The 23,907-nt window shown below is 66.5% G+C and carries 24 protein-coding genes; 16 read left to right on the top strand and 8 right to left on the bottom strand.

Going from position 1 to position 23,907, the window contains the following annotated elements; translation table 11 throughout:
• Positions 1-122: 122 nt before the first annotated feature.
• From N5A93_RS07575 to N5A93_RS07540, 8 genes are all read left to right on the top strand, one after another.
• A complete protein-coding gene (locus N5A93_RS07575) occupies positions 123-1,070 on the top strand; it encodes a hypothetical protein (protein WP_268954467.1) in 948 nt (315 codons plus the stop codon).
• Positions 1,042-3,171: a methylmalonyl-CoA mutase gene (gene scpA / locus N5A93_RS07570; protein WP_268954466.1), complete on the top strand. Its 2,130-nt coding sequence runs from the start codon at positions 1,042-1,044 to the stop codon at positions 3,169-3,171. The genes N5A93_RS07575 and scpA overlap by 29 nt, the downstream gene beginning before the upstream one ends.
• A gap of 88 nt (positions 3,172-3,259) precedes the next feature.
• A complete protein-coding gene (locus tag N5A93_RS07565; RefSeq protein WP_268954465.1) occupies positions 3,260-3,763 on the top strand; it encodes an MAPEG family protein in 504 nt (167 codons plus the stop codon).
• Positions 3,764-3,782: 19 nt separating this feature from the next.
• Positions 3,783-4,394 carry a VOC family protein gene (locus N5A93_RS07560; RefSeq protein ID WP_268954464.1) on the top strand — a complete coding sequence of 204 codons (612 nt, stop codon included), beginning with the start codon at positions 3,783-3,785 and terminating at the stop codon, positions 4,392-4,394.
• Positions 4,391-4,879, top strand: a complete 489-nt coding sequence (locus tag N5A93_RS07555; protein ID WP_268954463.1) for a GNAT family N-acetyltransferase — start codon at positions 4,391-4,393, stop codon at positions 4,877-4,879. The genes N5A93_RS07560 and N5A93_RS07555 overlap by 4 nt, the downstream gene beginning before the upstream one ends.
• A 41-nt stretch (positions 4,880-4,920) precedes the next feature.
• Positions 4,921-5,619, top strand: coding sequence for a molecular chaperone DjiA (locus N5A93_RS07550; protein WP_268954462.1), 699 nt, complete (start codon positions 4,921-4,923; stop codon positions 5,617-5,619).
• Complete coding sequence (locus N5A93_RS07545; RefSeq protein WP_268954461.1) at positions 5,600-6,637, top strand: endonuclease/exonuclease/phosphatase family protein; 1,038 nt, start codon at positions 5,600-5,602, stop codon at positions 6,635-6,637. The genes N5A93_RS07550 and N5A93_RS07545 overlap by 20 nt, the downstream gene beginning before the upstream one ends.
• Before the next feature lie 31 nt (positions 6,638-6,668).
• Complete coding sequence (locus N5A93_RS07540) at positions 6,669-7,046, top strand: hypothetical protein (RefSeq protein WP_268954460.1); 378 nt, start codon at positions 6,669-6,671, stop codon at positions 7,044-7,046.
• A 7-nt stretch (positions 7,047-7,053) separates the two neighbouring features.
• On the opposite strand, the gene N5A93_RS07535 is transcribed toward N5A93_RS07540, so the two are convergent.
• From N5A93_RS07535 to N5A93_RS07520, 4 genes are all read right to left on the bottom strand, one after another.
• A complete protein-coding gene (locus N5A93_RS07535) occupies positions 7,054-8,604 on the bottom strand; it encodes a Ppx/GppA family phosphatase (protein ID WP_268954459.1) in 1,551 nt (516 codons plus the stop codon).
• A 62-nt stretch (positions 8,605-8,666) separates the two neighbouring features.
• The gene (locus N5A93_RS07530; RefSeq protein WP_268954458.1) at positions 8,667-10,841 is read right to left on the bottom strand and encodes an RNA degradosome polyphosphate kinase; all 2,175 of its coding nucleotides are present in this window, start codon (positions 10,839-10,841) and stop codon (positions 8,667-8,669) included.
• A 58-nt stretch (positions 10,842-10,899) separates the two neighbouring features.
• Positions 10,900-11,565 carry a P-loop NTPase family protein gene (locus N5A93_RS07525; protein ID WP_268954457.1) on the bottom strand — a complete coding sequence of 222 codons (666 nt, stop codon included), beginning with the start codon at positions 11,563-11,565 and terminating at the stop codon, positions 10,900-10,902.
• Positions 11,565-12,629, bottom strand: a complete 1,065-nt coding sequence (locus tag N5A93_RS07520; RefSeq protein WP_268954456.1) for an AI-2E family transporter — start codon at positions 12,627-12,629, stop codon at positions 11,565-11,567. The genes N5A93_RS07525 and N5A93_RS07520 overlap by 1 nt, the downstream gene beginning before the upstream one ends.
• 152 nt (positions 12,630-12,781) lie before the next feature.
• Here N5A93_RS07520 and proS point away from each other — a divergent pair, with 152 nt between their 5' ends.
• Positions 12,782-14,176, top strand: a complete 1,395-nt coding sequence (gene proS, locus N5A93_RS07515) for a proline--tRNA ligase (RefSeq protein WP_268954455.1) — start codon at positions 12,782-12,784, stop codon at positions 14,174-14,176.
• 44 nt (positions 14,177-14,220) lie between these two features.
• The gene (locus N5A93_RS07510) at positions 14,221-14,739 is read left to right on the top strand and encodes a DUF2937 family protein (protein WP_268954454.1); all 519 of its coding nucleotides are present in this window, start codon (positions 14,221-14,223) and stop codon (positions 14,737-14,739) included.
• 102 nt (positions 14,740-14,841) lie between these two features.
• On the opposite strand, the gene N5A93_RS07505 is transcribed toward N5A93_RS07510, so the two are convergent.
• Positions 14,842-16,164, bottom strand: coding sequence for a ferredoxin reductase family protein (locus N5A93_RS07505; RefSeq protein ID WP_268954453.1), 1,323 nt, complete (start codon positions 16,162-16,164; stop codon positions 14,842-14,844).
• A 194-nt stretch (positions 16,165-16,358) separates the two neighbouring features.
• On the opposite strand from N5A93_RS07505, the gene N5A93_RS07500 reads away from it, so the two are divergent.
• The 6 genes from N5A93_RS07500 to N5A93_RS07475 all read left to right on the top strand — a co-directional run bounded on the left by N5A93_RS07500 (position 16,359) and on the right by N5A93_RS07475 (position 20,818).
• Positions 16,359-17,609 carry a lipoprotein-releasing ABC transporter permease subunit gene (locus N5A93_RS07500; RefSeq protein WP_268954507.1) on the top strand — a complete coding sequence of 417 codons (1,251 nt, stop codon included), beginning with the start codon at positions 16,359-16,361 and terminating at the stop codon, positions 17,607-17,609.
• A gap of 10 nt (positions 17,610-17,619) precedes the next feature.
• Positions 17,620-18,291 carry an ABC transporter ATP-binding protein gene (locus N5A93_RS07495; protein WP_268954506.1) on the top strand — a complete coding sequence of 224 codons (672 nt, stop codon included), beginning with the start codon at positions 17,620-17,622 and terminating at the stop codon, positions 18,289-18,291.
• A gap of 107 nt (positions 18,292-18,398) precedes the next feature.
• Entirely contained in the window at positions 18,399-19,382 is a 984-nt protein-coding gene (locus N5A93_RS07490; protein ID WP_268954452.1) for an Ldh family oxidoreductase, read from the top strand.
• Between the two features lie 97 nt (positions 19,383-19,479).
• On the top strand, positions 19,480-19,893 hold the full coding sequence (locus tag N5A93_RS07485) for a c-type cytochrome (protein WP_268954451.1): 414 nt from the start codon (positions 19,480-19,482) through the stop codon (positions 19,891-19,893).
• A gap of 18 nt (positions 19,894-19,911) precedes the next feature.
• Positions 19,912-20,322 (top strand): c-type cytochrome, encoded by a 411-nt coding sequence (locus tag N5A93_RS07480; protein ID WP_268954450.1) that lies wholly within the window; start codon positions 19,912-19,914, stop codon positions 20,320-20,322.
• Positions 20,323-20,392: 70 nt separating this feature from the next.
• The gene (locus N5A93_RS07475; protein WP_268954449.1) at positions 20,393-20,818 is read left to right on the top strand and encodes a DUF4864 domain-containing protein; all 426 of its coding nucleotides are present in this window, start codon (positions 20,393-20,395) and stop codon (positions 20,816-20,818) included.
• Positions 20,819-20,828: 10 nt separating this feature from the next.
• Here N5A93_RS07475 and N5A93_RS07470 read toward each other — a convergent pair whose 3' ends face one another.
• The 3 genes from N5A93_RS07470 to N5A93_RS07460 form a co-directional block, all read right to left on the bottom strand.
• Positions 20,829-22,214, bottom strand: a complete 1,386-nt coding sequence (locus N5A93_RS07470; protein ID WP_268954448.1) for an MATE family efflux transporter — start codon at positions 22,212-22,214, stop codon at positions 20,829-20,831.
• Positions 22,215-22,281: 67 nt separating this feature from the next.
• Positions 22,282-23,253: a nickel/cobalt transporter gene (locus N5A93_RS07465; RefSeq protein WP_268954447.1), complete on the bottom strand. Its 972-nt coding sequence runs from the start codon at positions 23,251-23,253 to the stop codon at positions 22,282-22,284.
• Positions 23,235-23,894 carry a DUF1007 family protein gene (locus N5A93_RS07460; protein ID WP_268954446.1) on the bottom strand — a complete coding sequence of 220 codons (660 nt, stop codon included), beginning with the start codon at positions 23,892-23,894 and terminating at the stop codon, positions 23,235-23,237. The genes N5A93_RS07465 and N5A93_RS07460 overlap by 19 nt, the downstream gene beginning before the upstream one ends.
• Positions 23,895-23,907: the final 13 nt, after the last annotated feature.

Here is a 23,907-nt window from a genome sequence, read left to right as displayed (position 1 = left end):
GCCGCTGCGTCACGGAAAATTCGATCATTAATCGCTTGCTCAGCTTTCGGGGCGCAGCATGGCGGGCAGGGGACCCCCCCAGCCCGCATCATGCGGCAATCCGGCAAAGGGCGCGAAAAACCATGAAAATCACGTTGCATCTGGGGGCGCACAGAACCGCCTCATCCAGCCTTCAGCATTACATGCGCCACAATGTGGCGGCGCTCGGCGAGGCGGGGATCGGGGTCTGGCATCCGCGGCGCACGCGGGCCGGATTCCTGAGCGGGGTGATCCCGGTCGCCGGACGGCGGAATGCGCGCGCGCAGCTGGACCGGGCGCGCGGGCGAATCATGCTCAACCTTCAGGCGGCGGCGCGGTCTGGCTGTGCCGCGCTGGTGGTCAGCGACGAGAACATGCTGGGTGCCGCGCGGCGCAACCTGCGCGAAAAAAGCCTTTATGGCGATGCGGGGCTGCGGCTTGCGCGTTTTGCACAGGCTTTTGACGGGCGCGTGGATCGCGTGGTGCTGTCGGTGCGCGCGCAGGACAGTTACTGGAGTTCGGCGCTGGCCTTTGCGGTGGCGCGCGGGCACCGGTTGCCAGAAGGACGCGACCTTGAGGCACTGGCGCGCGGCGCGCGCGGCTGGCGCGACGTGATCGCCGATGTGGCCTGCGCCTTTGGCGGTGCCGAGATCCTGGTGCTGACGCATGAGGCGCTGGCGTCGCGCCCCGAGGCGCGGCTGGCGGTGATGGCCGCGCGCCCGCTTGAGGCGATGCCGCGCGCCCATGCGCGCGAATGGCTGAACCGCGCGCCCCTTCTGGGGGCGCTGCGCGAGGCGGTGGCGGCGCGCGGCGGCGCGCCTGCGCGTCTGGGCGAAGGTGCGGACAGCGCGCGCTGGCAACCATTCGACAAGGTGCAGACCGCCGCGCTGCGCGAAGCATATGCCGACGATCTGCATTGGCTGCGCGCCGGGGCGGACGGATTGGCGACATTGATCGAGGAAACCGGACCGGCAAAGGCAGAGGCACATCCGCCCGCCGGTCAGATGACAAGAGGACATCGAAATGGGACGCAGGAAAGACGAATGGCGTAAGATCGCCGAGGGCGAGCTGAAGGGCCGCCCGCTGGAAGACCTGACATGGAAGACCCTTGAAGGGATCGACATCCAGCCGCTCTATACCGAGGAGGATGTCGAGGGGCTGGAGCATCTGGGCTCGATCCCCGGTGAGGCCCCCTTCACCCGTGGCCCGCGCGCCACGATGTATGCCGGGCGGCCCTGGACGATTCGCCAGTATGCCGGCTTCTCGACGGCCGAGGAATCGAACGCCTTTTACCGGCGCAACCTGGCCGCGGGCCAGCAGGGCGTCTCGGTGGCCTTCGATCTGGCGACCCATCGCGGCTATGACAGCGACCATCCGCGCGTGGTGGGCGATGTGGGCAAGGCGGGCGTCGCCATCGACAGTGTCGAGGACATGAAGGCGCTGTTCGACGGCATCCCGCTCAACGAGGTCAGCGTCTCGATGACGATGAACGGCGCGGTGATCCCGGTGCTGGCCAGCTTCATCGTCGCCGGCGAGGAACAGGGCCATGACAAGAGCCTCCTGTCGGGCACGATCCAGAACGACATTCTCAAGGAGTTCATGGTTCGCAATACCTATATCTATCCGCCCAAGCCCTCGATGCGGATCATCAGCGACATCATCGAATACACCTCGGCCAACATGCCGCGGTTCAACTCGATCAGCATTTCGGGCTACCACATGCAGGAGGCTGGCGCGAACCTGGTGCAGGAGCTGGCCTATACGCTGGCGGACGGGCGCGAATATGTGCGCGCCGCCATCGAGGCGGGCATGGATGTGGACAAGTTCGCCGGGCGGCTGTCGTTCTTCTTCGCCATCGGCATGAATTTCTTCATGGAGGCGGCCAAGCTGCGCGCCGCGCGGCTGCTCTGGCACCGGGTGATGAGCGAGTTCGGCGCCAAGAGCGATCGCTCCAAGATGCTGCGCACCCACTGCCAGACATCGGGTGTCTCGTTGCAGGAGCAGGATCCCTACAACAACGTGATCCGCACCGCCTATGAGGCGATGAGCGCGGTGCTGGGCGGCACGCAGTCGCTGCATACCAACGCGCTTGACGAGGCGATCGCGCTGCCCACCGATTTCAGCGCCCGGATCGCGCGCAACACGCAGCTGATCCTGCAGGAGGAGACCGGCGTCACCAATGTGGTCGATCCGCTGGCGGGGTCCTATTACGTCGAAAGCCTGACGGCGGACCTGGCCGAGAAGGCCTGGGCGCTGATGGAGGAGGTCGAGGAGATGGGCGGCATGACCAAGGCGGTCGAATCCGGCATGCCCAAGCTGCGCATCGAGGAAACCGCCGCCACCCGCCAGGCGATGATCGACCGCGGCGACGAGGTGATCGTGGGCGTCAACAAGTATCGCAAGGACAAGGAAGACCCGATCGACATCCTGGATGTGGATAACGTCAAGGTGCGCAAGTCGCAGATCGTGCAGCTGGAGAAGATCCGCAAGACCCGCGACAGCGCCGCCTGCGACGCGGCGCTCGAGGAACTGACCCGCCGCGCCCGCGAGGGCGGCAACCTTCTGGAGGCGGCGGTCGAGGCCGCGCGCCAACGCGCCACCGTAGGAGAGATCAGCATGGCGATGGAAAAGGAATTCGGCCGCCACCGCGCCGAGGTGAAGACCCTGGCCGGTGTCTATGGCGCCGCCTATGAGGGCGACGAGGGCTTTGCGGCGATCCAGAAATCGGTCGAGGATTTCGCAAAGGACGAGGGGCGCAGACCGCGGATGCTGGTTGTCAAGATGGGCCAGGACGGCCATGATCGCGGCGCCAAGGTGATTGCCACCGCCTTTGCGGATATCGGTTTCGACGTGGATGTCGGCCCGCTGTTCCAGACCCCCGAGGAGGCGGCGCAGGATGCGGTCGACAACGACGTGCATGTGGTCGGCATCTCAAGCCAGGCGGCGGGCCACAAGACGCTGGCGCCGCAGCTGATCGAGGCGCTGAAGGAAAAGGACGCGGGCGACATCATCGTGATCTGCGGCGGGGTCATCCCGCAACAGGATTACGATTTCCTGAAGAAGGCCGGCGTCAAGGCGATCTTTGGCCCCGGCACCAATATTCCGGAGGCCGCGCAGGATATCCTGCGCCTGATCCGCGCGGCGCGCGGCTGATCACGGGAGCGGGAGGGGGCCTTGCCCCCTCTTGGCCTGTGGCCAATTCACCCTCAGAGTATTTCGAAGCAAGATGAAGGGTGCGGGCATGACGACAAGATACCGGGTGATGATGGCGTCGGGGGCAGGGTTTTTGTGGGCCGCGCTGCTGTTATGGGTGGCGGCGCGTCATGTGACCCTGCCGGTTTTCACGCTGATGCCGACGATCATGATGGCATTCATGGCGCCGGGGCTGGTTCTTGCGGCGATGGTTCTGCGCGTGGCGATGCGCCGTCTTGGCGATGAGGCGATGCTTGCGGGTGGTGCGCTGCAGGGACCTGCGAGCGTGGATCAGCGGGTCTTGCAGAACACGCTGGAGCAACTGGTGATCGCGCTTTGCGTCTGGCCGGCTGCCGCGATCATGCTGGGCGATGCGGGGCCGGGCGTGATCGTGGTGCTGGGGTTCGGTTTCGCGCTGATGCGGCTGGTGTTCTGGCTGGGTTATCACCGCGCGCCGCTCTTGCGTGTCTTCGGCTTTGCGGGCAGTTTCTGGCCGACGATCCTGGTGGCGCTCTGGGCCTTGCTGCGGCTTGGCATGGCGTCGACGGGATAGGCGGTGAAAGGGATGAGCGATGCTGGAACTGGATCATCTGGCGGTGGCGGCGCGCGACCTTAACGAGGGGCGCGCGGCGGTCGAGGAGGTGTTGGGTGTACGCCTGCAGGCGGGCGGGCAGCACGCGCGCTTCGGCACGCATAACCTGCTTTTGGGTCTGGAAGACGGGATTTACCTTGAGGTGATCGCGATCGACCCCGGGGCGCCGGCGCCCGAGGGCGCGCGCTGGTTCGATCTGGACCGCTTCGACGGGCCGCCCGCGTTGCAATGCTGGATCTGCCGCTGCGACGATCTGGGGGCGGCGCTGACGCGCTATCCGGGGGCGGGCGACCCCATCGCGCTGGAGCGTGGCGATCTGAGCTGGCGCATGGCGGTGCCGCGCGACGGGGTGCTGGCGTTCGACAATTGCTTTCCCGCGCTGATCGAATGGGCGGGGGATGCGCATCCCGCAGCGCGGCTGGCGGCGTCGGGCTGTGCGCTGGCGCGGCTGGTGGTGAGCCATCCCGAGGCCGGGCGGCTGGCCGATCTGCTGGGGCCTGAACTTTCGGATGCGCGCGTGGTGTTCGAGCGCGGCGCACCGGGGCTGAGGGCTGAAATCTCGACGCCCGGCGGACTGAGGGTGCTGGAATGATCATCCGCGCCGCGCAGGCGGGCGATGCACCGGCCATCGCCGCGTTGTGGAACCCGGTGATCCGCGACACGGCGATCACCTTCAACAGCCAGGAAAAGACCGCCGCCGACGTGGCGGGCGATATCGCCGCGCGCAATGCGGCGGGCCATGCGTTCCTGTTGGCTGAGAAGGACGGCGCGCTTTTGGGTTTTGCCGCCTATGGACAGTTCCGGGGTGGTCCGGGCTATGCGCGCACGGGCGAGCATACCATTATCCTTGGCGACGGCGCGCGCGGGCGCGGTGTGGGGCGCGCGCTTCTGGGCGCGATCGAGGATCATGCGCGCGGCGCAAGGATGCACATGATGTTCGCCGGGGTGAGTGGCGAGAACCCATCGGCTGTGGCCTTTCACGAACGTTTGGGGTACCTGCGCATCGCGGTGCTGGCGCAGGTGGGCTGGAAATTCGGGCGCTGGATGGATCTTGTCCTGTTGCAGAAGCGTCTGTGATCCCGCGCTGACAAGGATTGTGAAACCGGGTAGGTTGAGTGATGTCGATCTGGACGCGGATATCCCAAGCGATCTCGTCACTTGCCAAGGGCGAGGGGCTGAGCGCGGTCTTTGACAAGCTGCGCAGCCCGCCCGAGCGCAGTGTCGCCTTCACCATCGCGGTGATCGCGCTGGGCGCGAAGATGGCCAAGGCCGACGGGCAGGTGACGCGCGACGAGGTCACGGCCTTTCGCGAGGTGTTCCAGATCGCGCGCGAGGACGAGGCGGGCGCGGCAAGGGTCTTCAACCTTGCGCGTCAGGACGTGGCGGGATTCGAGGATTACGCCCGCCGTATCCACCGGATGTTCGACGGGCAGGATGGCACGCTTTGCGATCTCATGGAGGGGTTGTTCCATATCGCCATGGCGGATGGCGCCTATCACCCGGACGAGGATGACTTCCTGCGCCGGGTGGCCGAGATCTTCGGCCTTGATGAGGGCGATTTCCGCCGCCTGCGCAGCCGTTTCGTGGCCGATGCCAAGCCCGATCCCTACAGTGTGCTGGGCGTGCGCCCCGACACGCCCTTGCCCCAGATCCGCAAGGCCTGGCAAAAGATGGTGCGCGAGAGCCACCCGGACCGGATGATCGCGCGCGGCGTGCCGCCCGAGGCGATCCGCATGGCCGAGAAGCGCATGGTCGACATCAACCGCGCCTGGGAAGAGATCAACGAGGAGGCCGCGGGTGCGGATAGCCACCTATAATGTCGAATGGTTCGATGCGTTGTTCGATGAGGATGGCGGGCTTCTGGCCGATGATGAATGGTCTGGCCGCCATGAGGTGACCCGGGCCGACCAGCTGGCCGCGCTGGGGATCGTGTTCACGGCGATGGATGCCGATGCGGTGATGGTGATCGAGGCGCCAGACGATAACGGGCGGCGTGCCACGGAGCCCGCGCTGGAGGCATTCGCCGCTTTCGCGGGGTTGCGCGCGCGAAAGGCGGTGGCGGGTTTTCCCAACCAGACGCAGCAGGAAATCGCGCTGCTTTACGACCCCGACAAGCTGACATGCCGACATGACCCGTTTGGCGAACCCACCGGGAAGAAGGGGTCGGGCGAGGCGCCGCGGTTCGACGGCGTTTTCCGTATCGACCTCGATATCGACGATACCGAGGATCTGGTGCAATTTTCCAAGCCGCCGCTGGAGCTGGCCTGCGAGACCGCCGGAGGCTTCGCGTTGCGCATGATCGGGGCGCATCTGAAATCCAAGGCGCCGCACGGGGCGCGCACGCGCGACCAGATCATGCGGCTGGCCATCGCCAACCGGCGCAAGCAGCAGGCGCAGGCGGTCTGGCTGCGCCGCCGCATCGAGCAGCATTTGCGGGCAAGCGAGCCGCTGATCGTGCTGGGCGATCTCAATGACGGTCCGGGCCTTGACGAATATGAGCATCTGTTCGGGCGCTCCTCGGTCGAGATCGTGATGGGCGAGGGGGCCGGGGCGGGGGCGCATCTGTTCGATCCGCATGCGCGGCGCGCGCTGACCCGCGCCATCGGGGCACGCAGCACCACGGCGCGGTTCTACCTGCCCAGCGAAAAGCGATATCTTCAGGCCTTGCTGGATTACGTGATGGTGTCGCCCGAATTGGCGGCGCGCGATCCGGTCTGGCGGATATGGCATCCGTTCGACGATCCCGTCTGCTGGAAGCTGCCGGAACTGCGCGAGGCGCTGATCATGGCCTCGGATCATTTTCCGGTCACGATGGATATTGACCTGCCGACTTAAAATCGTTGCGGGCTTTGCCTATATTGGCGTCATGACACGGATTGCACTCAGTTTCGCCCTGGCCCTGTGCCTTGCCCTGCCGACCAGCGCCCAGGAGGCGCCGGAGGATGAGGGCCTGTCCCTGATGGAGCGCGGCGCGCGCCTGTTCATGGAAGGCATCATGCGCGAGATGGAGCCGGCGATGGACGATCTGCGCGGGCTGGCCGAGGAGATGGGCCCGGAGCTCAGGCGCTTTGTCGAGGAAATGGGCCCGGCCTTTGGCGAGCTGATGGGGCGGATCGGAGATATCAACGCCTATCATCCGCCCGAAATGCTGCCCAATGGCGATATCATTCTGCGCCGCAAGACACCGCTGGACCCGGATGGCGAAGCGGTCGACCCGCCCGGCGAGGGCGAGATCGACATCTGACGCGGGCTCAGGCGCCGGGCGTGACGATGACGGGCTCCGCTGACAGCGATTCGGCGAGTGAGCGGAACCGCGCTTCGGCCACCTCGCCGAAAAGCGGCGCGGCATCGGGCGATAGTTTCAGCTCAAGCCGTTTTTTCTTGGGATACCAGCGCATATGGCCCAGTTTCGCGTCTTCGCGCAGCCACAGCATCGCGGCAAAGCGCATCGCCTTGCCCAGCACCTCGGCCTCGTGGGCATCCTTCTCGGGGATCAGTTCGTAAAGATCCTCAAAGCGCGACCCCTCGCGGCGGTTGGAGTAACGGTGCAGCAGGGCAAGGCCCAGATAGACCCGTTCGGAATGCTTGAGACCGCCCAGGTTGGCACGGGTGGCGTTGTCAAAGCAGTCCTCGGCGCGGTAATCGGGATGCGAGCGCCATGAGACATCATGCAGAAGGCAGGCGGCCTTGATGATGCGCCGTCGGTCGGCGCGCGCCGAGCGGAACAGCGGCTCGATGAAATCATAGACCACGCGGCCAAAGCCGGGCAGGCGGGCATCCTTGGATTCGGCAAAGCGGCACGCCTCGATCAGCGGATCGCGGTCGCGCAGTTGCTGGGGCATCTGTTCGTAAAGCAGCCCCTCGCGGATACCATAGCTGGATACGGCGATGTCGCGCGGCTTGAAGGTGCGCACAACCTCGCGCAGGACCTCGATGGCGTAAGGCACCAGCACCGCGCGCGCCGACGAGACCCCGGCGCGGCTGCGCAACTCCTCAAGGTCGTTCTTGTCGATGAACTTGGCGGTCTCGCGCACTGCCTTGGGGGTCATGCGGTATTCATGCAGCACCTGAAGCGGATAGCCGCGCCGCGCCATGTCGATCTTGGCGATGGCGCGCCATGAGCCGCCCACCAGGAACAGGCGGTTCTTCTGCTCGCCCAGTTCCTCGCGCATCCGGGCGACGGTGTCGCGGATCAGCGCCTTGCGCGCCTTCTTGCCGCCCTTGAGGTCACGCAGCTTGAGCGGCCCGAGCGAGGATGACATGCGCTTGCCCACGTTGCCGCCGTCGATCTCGGCCAGTTCCATGGACGAGCCGCCGATATCGCAGACCAGCCCATAGGAGCCGGGCCAGCCCAGCAGCACACCCTGCGCCGAAAGCCGCGCCTCTTCGCGCCCGTCGATCACCCAGAGCCGGATGCCGGTTTCGCGTTCGACCTGGTCGCGGAATTCCGCGCCGTCCTCGGCGTCGCGCACGGCGGCGGTGGCAACGGCAGTCAGTGCCCCGGTGCCCATCCCGTCGCCCAGCAGCCTGAAGCGCCTGAGCGCGGCCAGCGCGCGTTCGCGCCCCTCGGGATTGAGGCGCCCCGTATCGGACATGCCCGCGCCAAGCCCGCACATGATCTTTTCGTTGTAGAAATAGGCGGGACTGCGCGCGGCGCCGTCGAACACCACCAGACGCACCGAGTTCGAGCCCACATCGACCACGCCCACGCGGCTGAGCGCGCGGGCCGAGGGCTTGTCGAACAGGGGGCGGCCAAATGGCCCGCCATCATCCTGATGCGCCGGATCGCTGGTGCCGTCCATGTGCCTCTCGGGTCTGTGCGGCCCCGTTATGGGCCAGGTGAACCGAGGGGTCAATCACCCGATCAGTCTTCGGTATGAGTCAGCTTGGGCACATCCGACGCGCCTGCCGAGCCGCGACCCGACAGTGACGGGTTTTCCATGAAGAAGCGGTGGCAGTTGAAGGCGAATTCGCCTTCGGCGACCTTGGCGCGGGTGAAATTGCCATCGCCCGACATCACCCAGCTTTGCGCCACATCGGCCATGTTGGCGGCCATCACCTGGCTGACGATCTGGGCTTTCACGGTGGGGTTCTGGATTTCGACCAGGGTTTCAACGCGCCGGTTGAGGTTGCGCCCCATCCAGTCGGCCGAGCTGATATAGACCCGTGCTTTCCTGGAGGGCAGGTCGGCGCCATTGCCGAAACAGACGATGCGTGAATGTTCGAGGAACCGCCCGACGATGGACTTGACGCGGATGGTCTCGCTCAGGCCCTTGACGCCGGGGCGCAGCCCGCAGATGCCGCGCACCACGAGGTTGATCTTCACCCCCGCCTGGCTGGCGGCGTATAGCGCGTCGATCACGTCGGGCTCGATCAGCGCGTTCATCTTGGCCCAGATCGCGGCCGGCTTGCCGGCGCGGGCATGGTCGGCCTCGCGCGCGATCATCTCGATCAGGCGCGGCTTGAGCGAGATCGGCGAGATCGCCAGGTTGTCCAGTTTTTCGGGCTGGGCATAGCCCGAGAGGTAGTTGAACACCTTGGTCGCGTCGCGCCCCAGCGCGGCATCGCAGGTGAACAGGCTGAGATCGGTATATATCTTGGCGGTGATCGGGTGGTAATTGCCGGTGCCGTAATGGGTATAGGTCACGAGGCTGTCGCCCTCGCGGCGCACCACCGTGGAAATCTTGGCATGGGTCTTGAGGTCGAGGAAGCCATAGACCACATGCGCGCCCGCACGTTCCAGCCGGCGCGACTGGCGGATATTGGCAGCCTCGTCAAAGCGCGCCTTGAGTTCGACCAGCGCGGTGACGGATTTGCCATCCTCGGCCGCCTCGCAGAGCGCGCTGACGATCGGGCTGTCCTTGGATGTGCGATAGAGCGTCTGCTTGATCGCCACCACATTGGGATCGCGGGCCGCCTGCGCGAGGAATCGCACCACCATGTCGAAGGTCTCATAAGGGTGGTGCAGCAGCATGTCCTTCTGGCGGATCGCTGCGAACATGTCGCCGTCATGGTCCTGTACCCGTTCGGGCACACGCGGGGTAAAGGATGGCCACAGAAGGTCGGGGCGATCATCCAGCACCAGTTCCTTGAGGTCGGCCAGACCGATCATGCCCCGCACCTCGACGACTTCGTCGGGGATGACGTGCAATTCGTCCATGATCACGCGGCGCAGGGCCTCGGGGGCGTTGGTCGAGATCTTCATGCGCACCACTTCGCCGCGGCGGCGGCGCTTCAGCGCCACTTCGAATTCGCGCACCAGGTCCTCGGCTTCTTCCTCGACCTCCAGATCGCTGTCGCGCAGCACCCGGAACGCGCAATGCCCCTTGTGGACATAGCCCGGAAACAGGCTGTCGAGATGCACCAGAAGCAGCTCTTCCAGAGGGATCACGCGGTGAAATCCGGGCTCTGCGGGCAGGCTGACGAAGCGATCGATCTGCTGGGGGATCGGCAACAGCGCCTGAAGCGGGCGCTTGTCGGATTTGCGTTCAAGCTGAAGCGCCAGCGAATAGCCCAGATTGGGAATGAAGGGAAAGGGATGCGCCGGGTCGATGGCCAGCGGCGACAGCACCGGGAATACCTTGTTGAGGAACATCTCGCCCAGATAGGCGCGGTCGGTGTCGGTCAGGCTGGCGGCGTCGAGGATCGAGATATTCTCGTCCTCCATCTCGCTGCGCAGGGTCTCGAAGGTTTCCTGCTGCGCGTCGAGGAGGCGGCGGGCATTCTCGTTGATCAGCACCAGCTGTTCGGCGGGGGTCAGCCCGTCATCGGCGGGGGTGGTGTTGCCCGCATGGGCCAGTTCGCGCAGCCCCGCGACACGCACATTGTAGAACTCATCGAGATTGGTGGCCGAGATCGACAGGAAGCGCAGCCGCTCGAGCAGCGGAACGCGGGGGTTCTGCGCCTCGCCCAGCACACGCCAGTTGAAACCCAGCCAGCTGAGTTCGCGATTGTAAAAGCGCCCCGGCCCGTCGAGGTCCAGATCCGGCAGCTCGATCGGTTCGGGTGTCGGGGACTTGAGAAAATCTGCAGTATTCATAAGGGCCTTATGGCTTTGACGTGTAACGTAAAGGTGACGGAGTCTGCCGGGCGGCGCGTCACTTGTCCAGAAGCTTTATGGCAAGGCGGCGGGTGATCGGGCTGTGGGTTTCCAGCGCCAGCGCGTCCAGCCCGGCCACAACCTTGCGGGCGGCTGCGAACGAGCGGTCGATCCGGCGCACGAGATAGGGAATCGTGTTGGGTGTGGGCGACAATTGGCGGTCATCCATCAGCTTCATCAGCACCGCCGCCAGCAACGCATCGTCGGGCTCGCGCAGGGTGGTGGCGGGCGTGCCCTGCATCCGGCTGGCAAGGTCGGGCAGCATGAGACCCCAGTCGCGCGGCGCGCGCGTGCCTGTCATCAGGATCGAGCGCCCCTCGGCCAGCGCCAGGTTATGGAGGTGAAACAACGCCTCCTCGGCGGCAGGGTCGCCCGCGACCGCGTCGCAATCCTCGATCGCCAGATGTGTCTGGGCGAGCGCGGGAATATCGGCCTGCGCCAGGTCGCGGGCGGCCACGATGCGCGCGTCCGACAGCACCGCCCAGACATGCGCCAGATGCGTCTTGCCCGCGCCTTCGGGGCCGATCAGCAACAGCTTGCGCGCCGGCCAGGTCTGCCAGGATTCGATCATCGCCACGGCCTGGGCATTGGCCGGTGCGACGAAGAAATCGTCGCGCCCCAGCGCTTCGCGCACGGGCAGATCGAAGCTGAGCTGTTCGGGCATCATTCGTCCGTGGAGGACAGGCCGCGATAGAGGCGGCTGCCCAGATAGCGTGCAATCAGGAACCGGGCCAGCACGCCGACGGCGGCGGCCACTGGCACGGCCACCAGCATGCCGACGAAACCGAACAGCGCGCCGAAGACCGAGAGCGCGAAAATCAGCCACACAGGATGCAGTCCCACCGAGTGACCGACCAGCTTCGGTGTCAGGAAATTGCCCTCGGCCACCTGGCCCAGCACGAAGATTCCCGCCACGAGTCCGATCGTGATCCAGTCGCCCCAGAACTGGAACAGCGCGAGCCCGATCGCCAGCGCGCCGCCCACCACCGCCCCGACATATGGGATGAAGGTGATCAATCCCGCGACGGCCCCCACCACCAGGCCGAATTGCAGCCCCACCAGCATCAGCGTCACCGCGTAATAGGTGCCAAGGATCAGGCACACAGTGCCCATGCCGCGGATGAAGCTGGCCAATGTACGGTCGATATCACGCGCCAAGTGGCGGATCACCGGCGCATGGTCGCGCGGCAGCAGGTCGTCGATGCGCGCGATCATGCGGTCCCAGTCGTAGAGCAAATAGAACGCCACGACCGGTACGATCACGAAGAGCAGCAACATGTTGATCAGCGAGGCGGCGGAACTCAGCACCGATTCAAGCACCTGTCCGCCGCGTTCGCTGATGGTCTCACCCAGGGCGATCAGCGATTTGCGCAGAGTGGAATTCTCATCGACGATCGACGGGAAACGATCGGTCAGCGACCGCTGGACCTGATCGAACAGCTTGGGGGCGGTATCGAACAGGGCCAGAGATTGCTGGATCAGCGTTGGCACCACCAGAAGCGCCATCACCACGAAGACCACCAGCGCCATCAGTGTGATCAGCGTCACCGCCACCGCGCGCGATGCGCCCAGCCGCTCCAGCCGGTCAGCCAGCGGATCAAGGAAATAGGCGATCGCGCCGCCCAGCACGAAGGGCAGGATCACGTCGCCCAGAAACCACAGCACGACCAGGAACACCGCCGATGCGATGCCCCAGTATTTCAGTTGTGTGCCGACAGGCAAAGCCATCTGCGCCTCGGGATTGAGCCTTTATCAGACATCGCCCAAGCGCGTCCCGCTTGCAAGGGCGCGCTTTGTCAAAAAGCCGCGCGACGGCTTGTCTGCCCGCCTGCAAAGCCATAAACGGGGGGCGAACGCCAACAGCCACAAGGTGCGCCGCAATGCGTCTGTCCCGCTATTTCCTGCCCGTGCTCAAGGAAACGCCCGCCGAAGCCCAGATCGCGAGCCATCGTCTGATGCTGCGCGCGGGGATGATCAAGCAGGCCAGCGCCGGCAACTACTCATGGTTGCCGATGGGCTTCAAGGTGCTGCGCAAGCTGGAAAACATCGTCCACGAGGAGCAGATCCGCGCCGGTCACATCCCGATGCTGATGCCGACGCTGCAATCGGCCGACCTCTGGCGCGAAAGCGGGCGCTATGACGATTACGGCGAGGAGATGCTGCGCGTCACCGACCGGCACGGGCGCGACATGCTCTATGGGCCGACCAACGAAGAGCTGATCACCGACATTTTCCGCAGCCATGTGGGCAGCTACAAGGAATTGCCGCTGACGCTCTATCACATCCAGTGGAAGTTCCGCGACGAGATCCGCCCGCGTTTCGGCGTGATGCGGGGGCGCGAGTTCCTGATGAAGGACGGCTACAATTTCGACCTGACGCGCGAAGACGCGCTGCATGCTTATAACCGCCACCTCGTCAGCTATCTGCGCACCTATGAGCGCATGGGCCTTCAGGCGATCCCGATGCGCGCCGAAAGCGGCCCGATCGGCGGCGACGACACTCATGAATTTCTGGTGCTGGCCGAGACCGGCGAATCCGGCGTGTTCTATGACAGCGAGATCACCGACCTGCGTTTCGGCGACCGCGAGATCGATTATGACGATGTCGCCGCCTGCCAGTCGGTGATGGAGGAATTCACCTCGCGCTATGCGCGCACCGACGACACCCATGACGAGGCCGCCTTCCACGAGCGCGTCCCCGAGGCCCGCCGCCGCGAGGGGCGGGGCATCGAAGTCGGGCAGATCTTCTATTTCGGCACCAAGTATTCAGAACCGATGGGCGCCACCGTGCAGGGGCCGGACGGCAAGCCGGTGCCGGTGCATATGGGCAGCCACGGGATCGGCGTGAGCCGCCTTGTGGGCGCGATCATCGAGGCCAGCCATGACGACAAGGGCATCATCTGGCCCGAGGGGGTCACGCCCTTCCATGTGGGGATCGTCAATCTCAAGCAGGGCGATTCCGAGGCCGACGCCGCCTGCGAGGCGATCTACAAATCCGTCGAGGCGCTGGGCCTTGAGCCGCTTTATGACGACACCGACGACCGGGCCGGGGCCAAATTCGCGACGCAGGACCTGATCGGTCTGCCCTGGCGCATCACGGTGGGGCCGCGCGGGCTCAAGAACGGGGTGGTCGAACTGACCAGCCGCCGCACGGGCGCAAGCGAAGAATTGCCACCCGAGAAAGCCGTTGAAAAGATAGCGCAGATCTATGCGCCCCATCACGGCGCGCCGCTGCGCGAGCCGATGGCGAAACGGTCGTTCCACACCTGGCTCTGAGCCGCTATACTGCCTCATAAAAAACGAGGCAGGACAGAGAAACGATGCTTTTCAGGGCCATCGCTTTGGCGGGTGGCCTGGCCGGGGCGGCCGGGCTTTCGCAATTTCCCGAATATGCGCAGCAATACACGCAGCGCCTTGCAGGCGCGGTGCATGAACTTGACGGTGTGGTGGCGCGGTTCGATGCCGATGCCGCCGGGCTGGGGCTCGATCGCGCGGCGGCGCTTGACGATCTGCGCCGGGGCAGCCGCATGGGCCAGGCGCGCGCGCAGTCCATGGGCGAGGTTCTGGCGCGTCACGCGGCGCTGAGCGCCGATCTGGCGCATCTGCGCGGCGCGGGTCCGGCGGGCCTGGCGCTCAATGGCTGGCGCTTTGGCGATCCCGCGATCGCGCGTGAGGCCTGGGCGGCCTTTCGCCCGGCGCTGCCGGTCAGCGGCGCGGGTGTCGGCTTTGGCGCGGTGGGCTTCATGCTGGGCTATGGGCTGTCAGGCGGCGCGCTGGCCGGTCTGGGCGCGCTGGGCCGTCTGGCCAGCCGTCGCAGCCGTGCGCTTCCGGGCGCCTAGAAAAGACCGCGCAGGGCAAAGACGGCCATCGCCAGGCAAAGCAGCACCAGTATCAGACCAAGGGCCAGCCGGATGCGCCTTGCGGCGGGGGATCGCTTCAGGTCAATCATAGACGAATTGTTCCGACAGGATGCGCGGCGCAGGCACGCCAATGTCAATCAACGCGGCCTCGACCCCGCGCAGCATCGGCGGCGGCCCGCACAGCACGAACAGCCAGTCCTGCCGTCCCGCATCGGCCACATGACGGCGCAGAAGATCCGCGTCGATCAGGCCGCGCGGCCCCTGCCAGCCTTCGGGCGGCTCGGACAGGACATGCAGGATTTCGGTCCCATGATCGCGCGCCAGCGACTGAAGCTCGTCGGCGCAGACGATCTGCGACTCCTCGCGGTTGCCATAGATCAACAGCGTGGGGCGCGGATCATTGGTTGCGGCCAGTTCGCGCAGGATGCCCAGCAAGGGCGCGATGCCCACGCCCCCGGCGATCAGCGCAAGACCGGGCGCATCGGCATGGCCCTGCACCGTCAGATGGCCGTGGGGGCCTTCGACATGGGCGCGCGTGCCCGGCGCGATCTGCCCGATGCGGTCGGTGAAATCGCCCAGCTCCTTGATGATGAACTCCAGCTGCGGCCCCTCTGACGGGGCCGACGCGATCGAGAACGGGTTCTCGTTCAGCGAAAAGGGCGAATGCCCGATATTGAGCCATGCGAACTGCCCGGCGCGATAGTTGAGCCGGTGTCCGCCCTCGGGCATGAGCCGCAGCCGCCAGGTGTTGAGCGCCGCAGGCGTGACCGAGGCCACCCGCCACGGCCGCCGGGCCCGCAGCAGGGGCGCCACCAGGTAGATCTGCGCCAGCGCCGCCAGTGCCAGCACCAGCCCCGCCACCCAGACCCAGCCAAGCGTGGGATCGGCGCTGTAGCGCCCCGCGCGCAGCGCATGCAGCACGCCCGCGCCCGCCACCAGCACCGCGCCCAGCCCGTGCAGGAAACGCCATATCTCATAGCGGTATCCCGCGACGTCACGCGCCAGCGCCATGGCCACCACCGCGCCCAGCCCCAGCCACGCCAGGATGCCGGGCCAGATCGCGGGCCATGAATATTCCACCGCCATCCGGCGCGTCGTATCCCAGTCGGGTGCGGGCGCCAGCGGCGAGACATAGAAGAACGGATGCGCCAGCGCGAAGATCAGCGCCACGCGCGCCAGCAACTGGTGGGTGCGCATCACTACGTCGCTGCCGACCCGCGACGTGACCGCCCGGAAGCGGCCCAGCTGCAGGAACTCCACCAGGATCATCGCCAACGCCAGCAGCCCCAGCCCGCTGGCCAGTTCGTCCCATGGCGTGCGCGGCGCCAGCCCCTGCGCCCAGACCAGCGCCAGCGGCGTCAGCACAAGGCCGAGATAGATCGCGATCAGCGCGGCTGCGGGCATTGCCGATTGCTCCTTCCGGATGGCGAATCGTCTCGATTCCCGGTCATGCTAACGCGCCTTTGGCACAGGGTCGCCGGTCTTGACCCTGACCCCGATAAAACGCAGTGTTCGCGCAAAATGAAAACCGAGGTTTCCACGTGGCAGGCTCCGAGCGTCGCACACCCGTCCCCGCGCCATTCGCGCCCTTCGAATGGATGATCGCATGGCGCTACCTGCGGGCCAAGCGGGCCGAGGGCGGCGTCAGTGTGATGACCTGGATCAGCCTTGTCGGCATCACTTTGGCGGTCTTTGCGCTGGTCGCCACATTGGCTGTGCGCTCGGGGTTCCGCGCCGAGCTGGTGGATACGATCCTTGGGGCCAATGCCCATGTCACCGTCTACAATATCGGCGCGGTCGACGAACAGACCGGCCGCCTCGACCGCACCATCGCCGATTACGAGGGCATGGCCGCGCGTCTGCGCGAGGTCGAGGATGTGACCCGTGTCGCGCCGCTGATCAAGGGGCAGGTCATGGCCAATGCCCGCGAGCGCAACGCCGGTGTGCAGGTGTTCGGCATCGCCCCCGGCGATCTTGCGACCATCCCGCGCATTGCCAACCCCGAAACCGCGCGCGGCGATATCGGCCAGTTTCCCGATGGCATCGCCATCGGTTCAGGCGTGGCGCGCGAGCTCAATGTCGATCTGGGGGACCGCATCAAGCTGATCTCGCCCAACGGGAACAAGACCGCCTTCGGCACCACGCCCCGCATCAACGCCTACGAGGTGGTCTATATCTTCTCGGCAGGGCGCTATGACATCGACCAGGTGCGCGTCTACCTGCCCTTCGAAGAGGCGCAGGGGTTCTTCAACCGCGAAGGTCGCGCCGATGAGCTTGAGGTCATGGTCGCCGACCCCGAACGGGTCGAGGCCATGAGCGACCGGCTGCTTGGCGCGGCGGGCGAGCGGGCGCAGATCTGGACATGGCGCGACGCCTCGGGCGGCTATCTGCGCGCGCTCGAGGTCGAGGATAACGTGATGTTCATCATCCTTTCGATCCTCGTGCTGATCGCGGCGATGAACATCACCTCGGGGCTGATCATGCTGGTCAAGAACAAGGGCCGCGATATCGGCATCCTGCGCACCATGGGCCTGACCGAAGGCGCGGTGCTGCGGGTGTTCTTCATCTGCGGCGCCTTCACCGGGCTGATCGGCACCGCCGCCGGGGTGGCTTTGGGGTGTCTCTTCGCGATCTATATCGACCCGATCTTCAGCTTCGTGAACATGATGATGGGCGGCGAGGTCTGGGATCCCTCAATCCGGGGCATCTATTACCTGCCTGCGCAGCTGCAACTGGGCGACGTGATGTCGGCGGTGTCGCTGTCGCTGGGCCTCAGCTTCGTGGTGACGATCTTTCCCGCGCGCCGTGCTGCGCGGATGAACCCGGTGGAGGCGCTGCGCTATGAGTAGTGGTGAGGCGATGCTGCGCCTGTCCGGGGTCTCGAAGACCTATAATCAGGGCCGCGAAAACGAAGTGAGGGTGCTGGACGGGGCCGATCTCACGCTCGCAGCAGGCGAGATGGTGGCGCTGGTCGCGCCCTCGGGCGCGGGCAAGTCGACGCTTCTCCATATCGCGGGGCTTCTCGATACGCCCGATACCGGAACGGTCGAGATCGGCGGGGTCGATTACACAGGCCTTGGCGATCGCCGCCGCACCGTGGCACGGCGGCGCGAGGTGGGCTTCGTTTACCAGTTTCACCACCTGCTGCCGGAATTCACCGCGCTTGAAAACGTCGTGCTGCCGCAACTGGCCAATGGCATCCAGAAGACCGAGGCCGAAACCCGCGCCGCCGATCTTCTGGCGCGGGTGGGGGTTGGCGGGCGCGCCGGGCACCGCCCTTCGGCCATGTCGGGGGGCGAGCAGCAGCGCGTCGCCTTTTGCCGCGCGCTGGCCAACGCGCCGCGCCTGTTGCTGGCGGATGAGCCGACCGGCAATCTTGATCCGGCCACCGCGGAGCAGGTCTTCGACACCCTCGTGGCGCTGGTGCGCGGCACCGGACTGGCGGCGCTCATCGCCACACATAACCTTGAACTGGCGGCGCGGATGGACCGGGTGGTCAAGCTGGATCAAGGCCGTGTGGTCGGGCAGTAGGGCCGCCACGTTACGGCGCGGCTGAACCGAGCTTCAGAAGGTTTGAATTGACCTCAACGACCCCGGCACCCAATCTGCCGCGACGTTCAGAACAGCCGGAGAGCGACATGGTTGCCGTCACCCTCGACGAAATCGAAAGCACCACCAAGGCGGCGCTGATGCGCCACGGCGCGGCCGAATGGATCGCCGCCCATGTGGCCGACGCGGTGCGCAAGGCCGAAAGCGTCGGCAACCGGATCTGCGGCCTTTATTATCTTGAAAGCTACTGCAAGCAGCTGGAAACTGGCCGTGTGCGGGGCGATGTGACTCCCGAGGTCAGCCAGCCGCGCCCCGGCGTGGTCGCGGTCGATGCGCGTCTGGGTTTTGCCCAGCCCGCATTTGCCCGCGCCCTGCCAAAGGCGGTGGCGGCGGCGCGCGAATGCGGTGTCGCCAGCCTTGCCGTGGGCCATGCGCATACCTGCACCTCGCTTGGCTATTTCACCGAACAGATCGCCCGCGCCGGGCTGATCGGGCTGGGGGTGACCAATGCCTCGCCCATAGTGGCGCCGCCTGGCGGCAAGACGCGGGTGATCGGCACCAACCCGATCGCCTTTTCGGTGCCTGACGACGCGGGCGGGATCGCCATGCAGTTCGACCAGTCCACCACGACCGTGGCACTGGGCAAGATCACCATGGCCAAGGCGGCGGGCGAGCCCATCCCCGAAGGCTGGGCCGTCGATGCCGAGGGCCGCCCCACGACCGACCCCGAAGCCGCGCTGGCCGGGTCGCTGGTCAGCATCGGGGGCTACAAGGGCTGGGGGTTCGGCCTGATGGCCGAACTGCTGGCGGCGGGCATGACCGGCGGCGTCGTCAGCCGCGACGTGGCGCCCCTGAAGGTGCCCGAGGGCAAGCCGCATGACCTTGGGCAATATTACCTGTTGCTCGATCCCGACGTGTCGGGCGTGTTCTTCGAGCGGCTCGCTGCGGTCGGCGCGGGTGTCGCGCAGGATTCGGGGGCGCGGATGCCGGGGCAGGGCAAGCAGGCCGCTGATCCGGTCACGCTCGAGGACGCGATCTGGCAGCAGACCCGCGCGCTGGCCGGGATCGCCTGATCTGCGGCTGATACAGGTCAATGCGCGCGCCGCCCGCATTGGTCAGGATCGGGGCGAATACCGAAAGAAACCCATGCGTCTTGTCTTGCCGTTGATCATGATCCTGACCTTGCCCGTCCTTGCGGGCTGTGCGCCCGATGGCGGCACTGTCACGCGGCCGGGCGATGACGCGGCGATGACAGGGCAGGGGCTGTTTGAAGTCTATTGCGCCCGTTGTCATGGTGACGCGGGGCGCGGTGACGGGGTGATGGCGCCGATGCTCGACACCGCGCCCTCGGACCTGACGCAGCTCGCGGCGCGCAATGGCGGCAAATACCCCGCGCAGGATGTCATCGCGCGAATCCACGGTTATCCCGGCCAGTTCGACGTGATGCCCGAATATGGCCCGCTCTTCGCGGACAGAACCGCGATCTGGCGCGACCCCGATACCGGCGCGGCCATGAAAACGCCGCGTGCACTGGTTGCTCTTTCGGCCTATCTTTCCACCATCCAGGCGCCCGCGCCCGGATAATTTTCAGGGAGACCGATCATGAACAGCAAAGCCATTCTGACAGCCTTTCTTGTCGCCGCCCTGCCGGGCCTGCCTGCCGATGCAGGGGGCGACGCCGATACCGGCGAGGCGATCTATGACCGCTACTGCGCCGCCTGTCACGGCAGTGAGGCCACCGGCCAAGGGCCGATGCGCGCGGTGCTGACGGTGCAGCCCAGCGACCTCACCGCGCTCAGCGCCGACAATGGCGGCACCTTTCCGATGACCCGCGTGGTCAAGCGCATCGACGGGCGCGACCCGCTGGTGGCGCATGGCAGCGAGATGCCGGTCTATGGCGATTTCTTCGAGGGTTCCGATGCCTCGCTCAAGACCGAAAGCGGCCAGCCGATCCTGACCAGCACCCCTGTCACCGACCTGATCGCCTATATCGAATCGGTTCAGCAGCCCTGAGCCCCTTCAGGGGCGATTTGAAACGCGCGGCGGCGGCGCTATCCTTGGATCAGTTCAAGGGAGATGCGCCATGGTCCGTTTACGTCTTGCCACCGCCGCGCTGTTTCTGCTGGTGTCGGGTGTCGCGCTTGGCCTTGCGCCAGCGGCGCGGGCCGACAGCCAGGCGATCCGCGATGTGATCTCGTCGCAGATCGACGCGTTCCTGGCCGATGACGTAGAGGCCGCCTTCGAGCATGCCAGCCCGACGATCAGGCAGATCTTCGGCACGCCCGAACGCTTTGGGGACATGGTGCAGCGGGGCTATCCGATGGTCTGGCGCCCGGCCGAGGTGACGTTCTTGGCGACCGAAGAACGCGGCGGGCGGCTCTTTCAGAATGTCATGGTCCGCGACGGGGCAGGGGCGCTGCATATCCTGGAATACGAGATGATCGAGGGCGCGGAGGGCTGGAAGATCGACGGCGTGCGCCTGCGCGCACCCGCCGCCGGCGCGGCCTGAGCCGACGCGGTCAGCGGGCCGTTGGCGGTGTGGTGGTCGCGCTTGCGGCGTCGGCGCGTCCCGACCAGGCGATGAAGCGCGCCAGCATCAGCACCGCCGCGCAGGCCAGCCCGACCGCCAGTCCCAGCCAGATACCCGCACCGCCCAGCCCGAAGGTGAATCCCATGAGGTAACTTGCCGGGACCCCGATCACCCAATAGCTCAGCGCCGCCATCAGCATCGGCACGCGCGTGTCCTGCACCCCGCGCAACAGGCCAAGCGCCATCACCTGTCCTGCATCCACCAGCTGAAACAGTGCCGCCGCCGCCAGCAGCCCGGTGCCGATGGCGATGACATCGGCGCGGCTCGGCTCATCAGGGCTCATGAACAGGCCCATCATCCATTCCGGAACGGCCAGGAACAGCGCCACCGTCGCCAGCGCCACCACACCCGACATCGTCAGCACTACCGCCGCCCCGTCGCGCAGCGCCACGGCGTCCGAGCGTCCATAGGCCTGCCCGGCGCGCACGGTGGCCACGTTCGAAAGGCCAAGATGCACCATGAAGACCACCGATGTCACCTGAAGCGCAATCCCATGCGCCGCCAGCGGCAGCGCGCCCAGCCATCCCATCATGATCGACGAGGCGGCGAACAGACCGACCTCGGCCAGGTTGGTGATGCCGATGGGCCATCCCAGGCGAAACACCTGCGCCAGCGCCTCGGGGTCGGGGCGCCAGACCCGCTGGAACAGCGCATGATCGGGCTGCACAAGCGCGGCATAGATCGCCAGTGCGATCAGCGAGGCGGTGTTGACCGTCAGCGAGGCGATCGCCGCACCGCGCACGCCCAGTTCCGGAAAGCCCCAGTTGCCAAAGATCAGCGCATGGTTGACCAGCACGTTCAGCCCCACGGCGGCCACCGTGATCCACAGCACGACCTGAGTGCGCTCCAGCGCGGCAAGATAGGATTTCAGAACCATCACCAGCAGCGCGGGCAGGATGCCCCAGCCCATGATCGACAGGTATTGCCCTGCCAATCCGGCAATGGCCGGATCCTGTCCGAGCGCCCGGAAGATGGGGGCGGACAAGACCATGAAGGGCAGGCAGGCCAGCCCGAACAGGATCGACGCCCAGGCCCCCATGCGCGTCACGCGGCGGATCTGCGTCTCGTCCCCGGCGGCGCGCGCCGAGGCGACCATGGGCAGCACTGCCCAGGCGAATCCCGATCCCATGATGAACAGAACGAAGAACAACGTGCCGCCCAGCACCTCGGCGGCCAGCGCCTCGACCGAATACCAGCCCAGCATCAGCGCGTCGCTCAGCGTGATGGCGAATTGCGCCACATGGCTGCCGATCAGCGGCAGGCCCAGCCCCAGCGTCGCGCGGACATGCTGGCGATATGAAAGGCGCGTCGTCATGCCACGCCCTTAGGCTGGCGCGCGCGGGCGCGCAAGAGGGAGCCGGGACGACAGGCGGCAGCGTGCCTCAGAACGCCGGGGCCTGAAGCGCGCCGCGCATGAGTTCGAACGCCAGAAGCGCCACCATCAGCCCGGCGGCGATCTCGATCAGGGGCAGCATCATGCGCGCCGCGCCGCCTTCGCCCCCCGCAAGGCGCGCCAGAAGCCCCTTGCGCAGGGTCACGGCGGCCACGGCGACGGCCACGGTCACGCTCGCGGTGCCCAGTCCCATGACGAAGGCGCCGACGATCCCCGCCATGTCCAGACCCATGCGCCAAGTCAGGATCAGCAGAAGGATCGCCCCGGTGCAGGGCCGGATCGCCACCGCCGCCACCAGCGCCAGCGCCGCGCCGAGGCTGTGAACCTGCGCCGCCTCCTCGGCGGTCGGGCCGTGGCGGTGGCCGCATGTATCGCAGAGGCCCCCGGTGTGGTGGTGATGGGTATGATCATCATCGTGGTCCTGCCCGCGCCCGTGCCCGTGGTGATCATGGCGACGGTCCGCGCGCCGCATCGCGCGCCAGCGCCGCAGCCCGCGCCAGACCAGCCACAGCCCCACCAGCGCGATCGCGCCATGGCTGGCGGGGGCCAGGATCCGGTCGCTGGCGCCGACCAACGCCTGGCGCGTCAGCCCCAGCGCGAACACACCCGCATAGACCAGCCCCACCGCCGTCGCCGCCTGTGCAAGGCTCGACGCCAGCGCCAGCCCCGACAGGCGCAGCACCGGCACCCCCGCGCCCAGCCCATAGCCGCCGATCAACAGCTTGCCATGGCCCGGCCCGGCGGCATGAAAGAACCCATAGGCGAAACACAAGGCCCAAAGCCCCGCCATCGCCGCGCTGTCGCCGCCGCGCAGGCGGCGCAGGTAGCCCGCCATCGCCTGTTGCACCTCGCGCTGGCTTTCGGCGGCCCATCGCGTGACGATATCGGCGCCGCCCAGACCCCACAGCCAAAGAGCCAGCACGATCAGCCCCAGCGAGGCGATCAGGACAAGGGCGCGCATGCGATCTCCAGCGTATCGGCGTAATGGATGCCCACTTCGACCTCTTCGAACAGGCTTTCATTCGCCGGCCCGCCCAGCCCGGCGACGATCTCGTCGGCGGCATCCTTGTCGGCCTCCTCGATGCGCCTTTTGCAGCCATCGGGCAGCCCGCCCACGCGCGAGAGCGTCAGCGCCGCGTAATACGTGGGGTCATAGGGGCGCACCACCAGCGACGCGGGGCGAAGCGGCGTGAACCGGCGCAGGTGGCGGGTCACGATGCGCCCTTCATCCAGATGCGCAGAAATGGGTTCGGGCGGCTCCAGTGCGATCGTCTCGCCGCCCGCCTCCAGAAACAGCGCGCCCTCGAACCCCTCGGGCCAATCGGCAAGGTCAAATCCCTTCAGCGCCGCGCGTTCCTCGCCGGTCAGCTCCATGTCGCCGTCAGGGTCGAGCCCCATATCCTCGAGCACCAGCAGCGAAAAGAAATCGTCATAGCGCCAGATGACCTCGACCCCGGTCAGCCGCCCGTCCTGATCGGGCAGAAAGCGCAGGGTGACATCGACAAAGACATGCGGATGCGCCAGCGCCGCAGGGGCGCGCGCGAACAGCCCCAGGGGCAGGGCAATGGCAATGGCAAGGATCAGGGACAACCGGCGGATCATGGCTCAGGTTTAG

Origin of the sequence: Roseovarius salincola (assembly GCF_026891095.1) — a bacterium.
Taxonomy (GTDB): domain Bacteria; phylum Pseudomonadota; class Alphaproteobacteria; order Rhodobacterales; family Rhodobacteraceae; genus Roseovarius; species Roseovarius salincola.
The sequence above is the reverse complement of the archived record's forward strand: the minus strand, read 5'-3'. Positions and strand labels throughout refer to the sequence as shown.

Coding starts and splice junctions, on each gene's coding strand:
- N5A93_RS07485 (WP_268954451.1), top strand. CDS start 19,480: ATGATCCTGACCTTGCCCGTCCTTGCGGGCTGTGCGCCCGATGGCGGC.
- N5A93_RS07540 (WP_268954460.1), top strand. CDS start 6,669: ATGACACGGATTGCACTCAGTTTCGCCCTGGCCCTGTGCCTTGCCCTG.
- proS (WP_268954455.1), top strand. CDS start 12,782: ATGCGTCTGTCCCGCTATTTCCTGCCCGTGCTCAAGGAAACGCCCGCC.
- N5A93_RS07510 (WP_268954454.1), top strand. CDS start 14,221: ATGCTTTTCAGGGCCATCGCTTTGGCGGGTGGCCTGGCCGGGGCGGCC.
- N5A93_RS07530 (WP_268954458.1), bottom strand. CDS start 10,841: ATGAATACTGCAGATTTTCTCAAGTCCCCGACACCCGAACCGATCGAG.
- N5A93_RS07520 (WP_268954456.1), bottom strand. CDS start 12,629: ATGGCTTTGCCTGTCGGCACACAACTGAAATACTGGGGCATCGCATCG.
- N5A93_RS07505 (WP_268954453.1), bottom strand. CDS start 16,164: ATGCCCGCAGCCGCGCTGATCGCGATCTATCTCGGCCTTGTGCTGACG.
- scpA (WP_268954466.1), top strand. CDS start 1,042: ATGGGACGCAGGAAAGACGAATGGCGTAAGATCGCCGAGGGCGAGCTG.
- N5A93_RS07470 (WP_268954448.1), bottom strand. CDS start 22,214: ATGACGACGCGCCTTTCATATCGCCAGCATGTCCGCGCGACGCTGGGG.
- N5A93_RS07550 (WP_268954462.1), top strand. CDS start 4,921: ATGTCGATCTGGACGCGGATATCCCAAGCGATCTCGTCACTTGCCAAG.
- N5A93_RS07460 (WP_268954446.1), bottom strand. CDS start 23,894: ATGATCCGCCGGTTGTCCCTGATCCTTGCCATTGCCATTGCCCTGCCC.
- N5A93_RS07565 (WP_268954465.1), top strand. CDS start 3,260: ATGACGACAAGATACCGGGTGATGATGGCGTCGGGGGCAGGGTTTTTG.
- N5A93_RS07500 (WP_268954507.1), top strand. CDS start 16,359: ATGATCGCATGGCGCTACCTGCGGGCCAAGCGGGCCGAGGGCGGCGTC.
- N5A93_RS07475 (WP_268954449.1), top strand. CDS start 20,393: ATGGTCCGTTTACGTCTTGCCACCGCCGCGCTGTTTCTGCTGGTGTCG.
- N5A93_RS07560 (WP_268954464.1), top strand. CDS start 3,783: ATGCTGGAACTGGATCATCTGGCGGTGGCGGCGCGCGACCTTAACGAG.
- N5A93_RS07525 (WP_268954457.1), bottom strand. CDS start 11,565: ATGCCCGAACAGCTCAGCTTCGATCTGCCCGTGCGCGAAGCGCTGGGG.
- N5A93_RS07490 (WP_268954452.1), top strand. CDS start 18,399: ATGGTTGCCGTCACCCTCGACGAAATCGAAAGCACCACCAAGGCGGCG.
- N5A93_RS07465 (WP_268954447.1), bottom strand. CDS start 23,253: ATGCGCGCCCTTGTCCTGATCGCCTCGCTGGGGCTGATCGTGCTGGCT.
- N5A93_RS07555 (WP_268954463.1), top strand. CDS start 4,391: ATGATCATCCGCGCCGCGCAGGCGGGCGATGCACCGGCCATCGCCGCG.
- N5A93_RS07480 (WP_268954450.1), top strand. CDS start 19,912: ATGAACAGCAAAGCCATTCTGACAGCCTTTCTTGTCGCCGCCCTGCCG.
- N5A93_RS07495 (WP_268954506.1), top strand. CDS start 17,620: ATGCTGCGCCTGTCCGGGGTCTCGAAGACCTATAATCAGGGCCGCGAA.
- N5A93_RS07575 (WP_268954467.1), top strand. CDS start 123: ATGAAAATCACGTTGCATCTGGGGGCGCACAGAACCGCCTCATCCAGC.
- N5A93_RS07535 (WP_268954459.1), bottom strand. CDS start 8,604: ATGGACGGCACCAGCGATCCGGCGCATCAGGATGATGGCGGGCCATTT.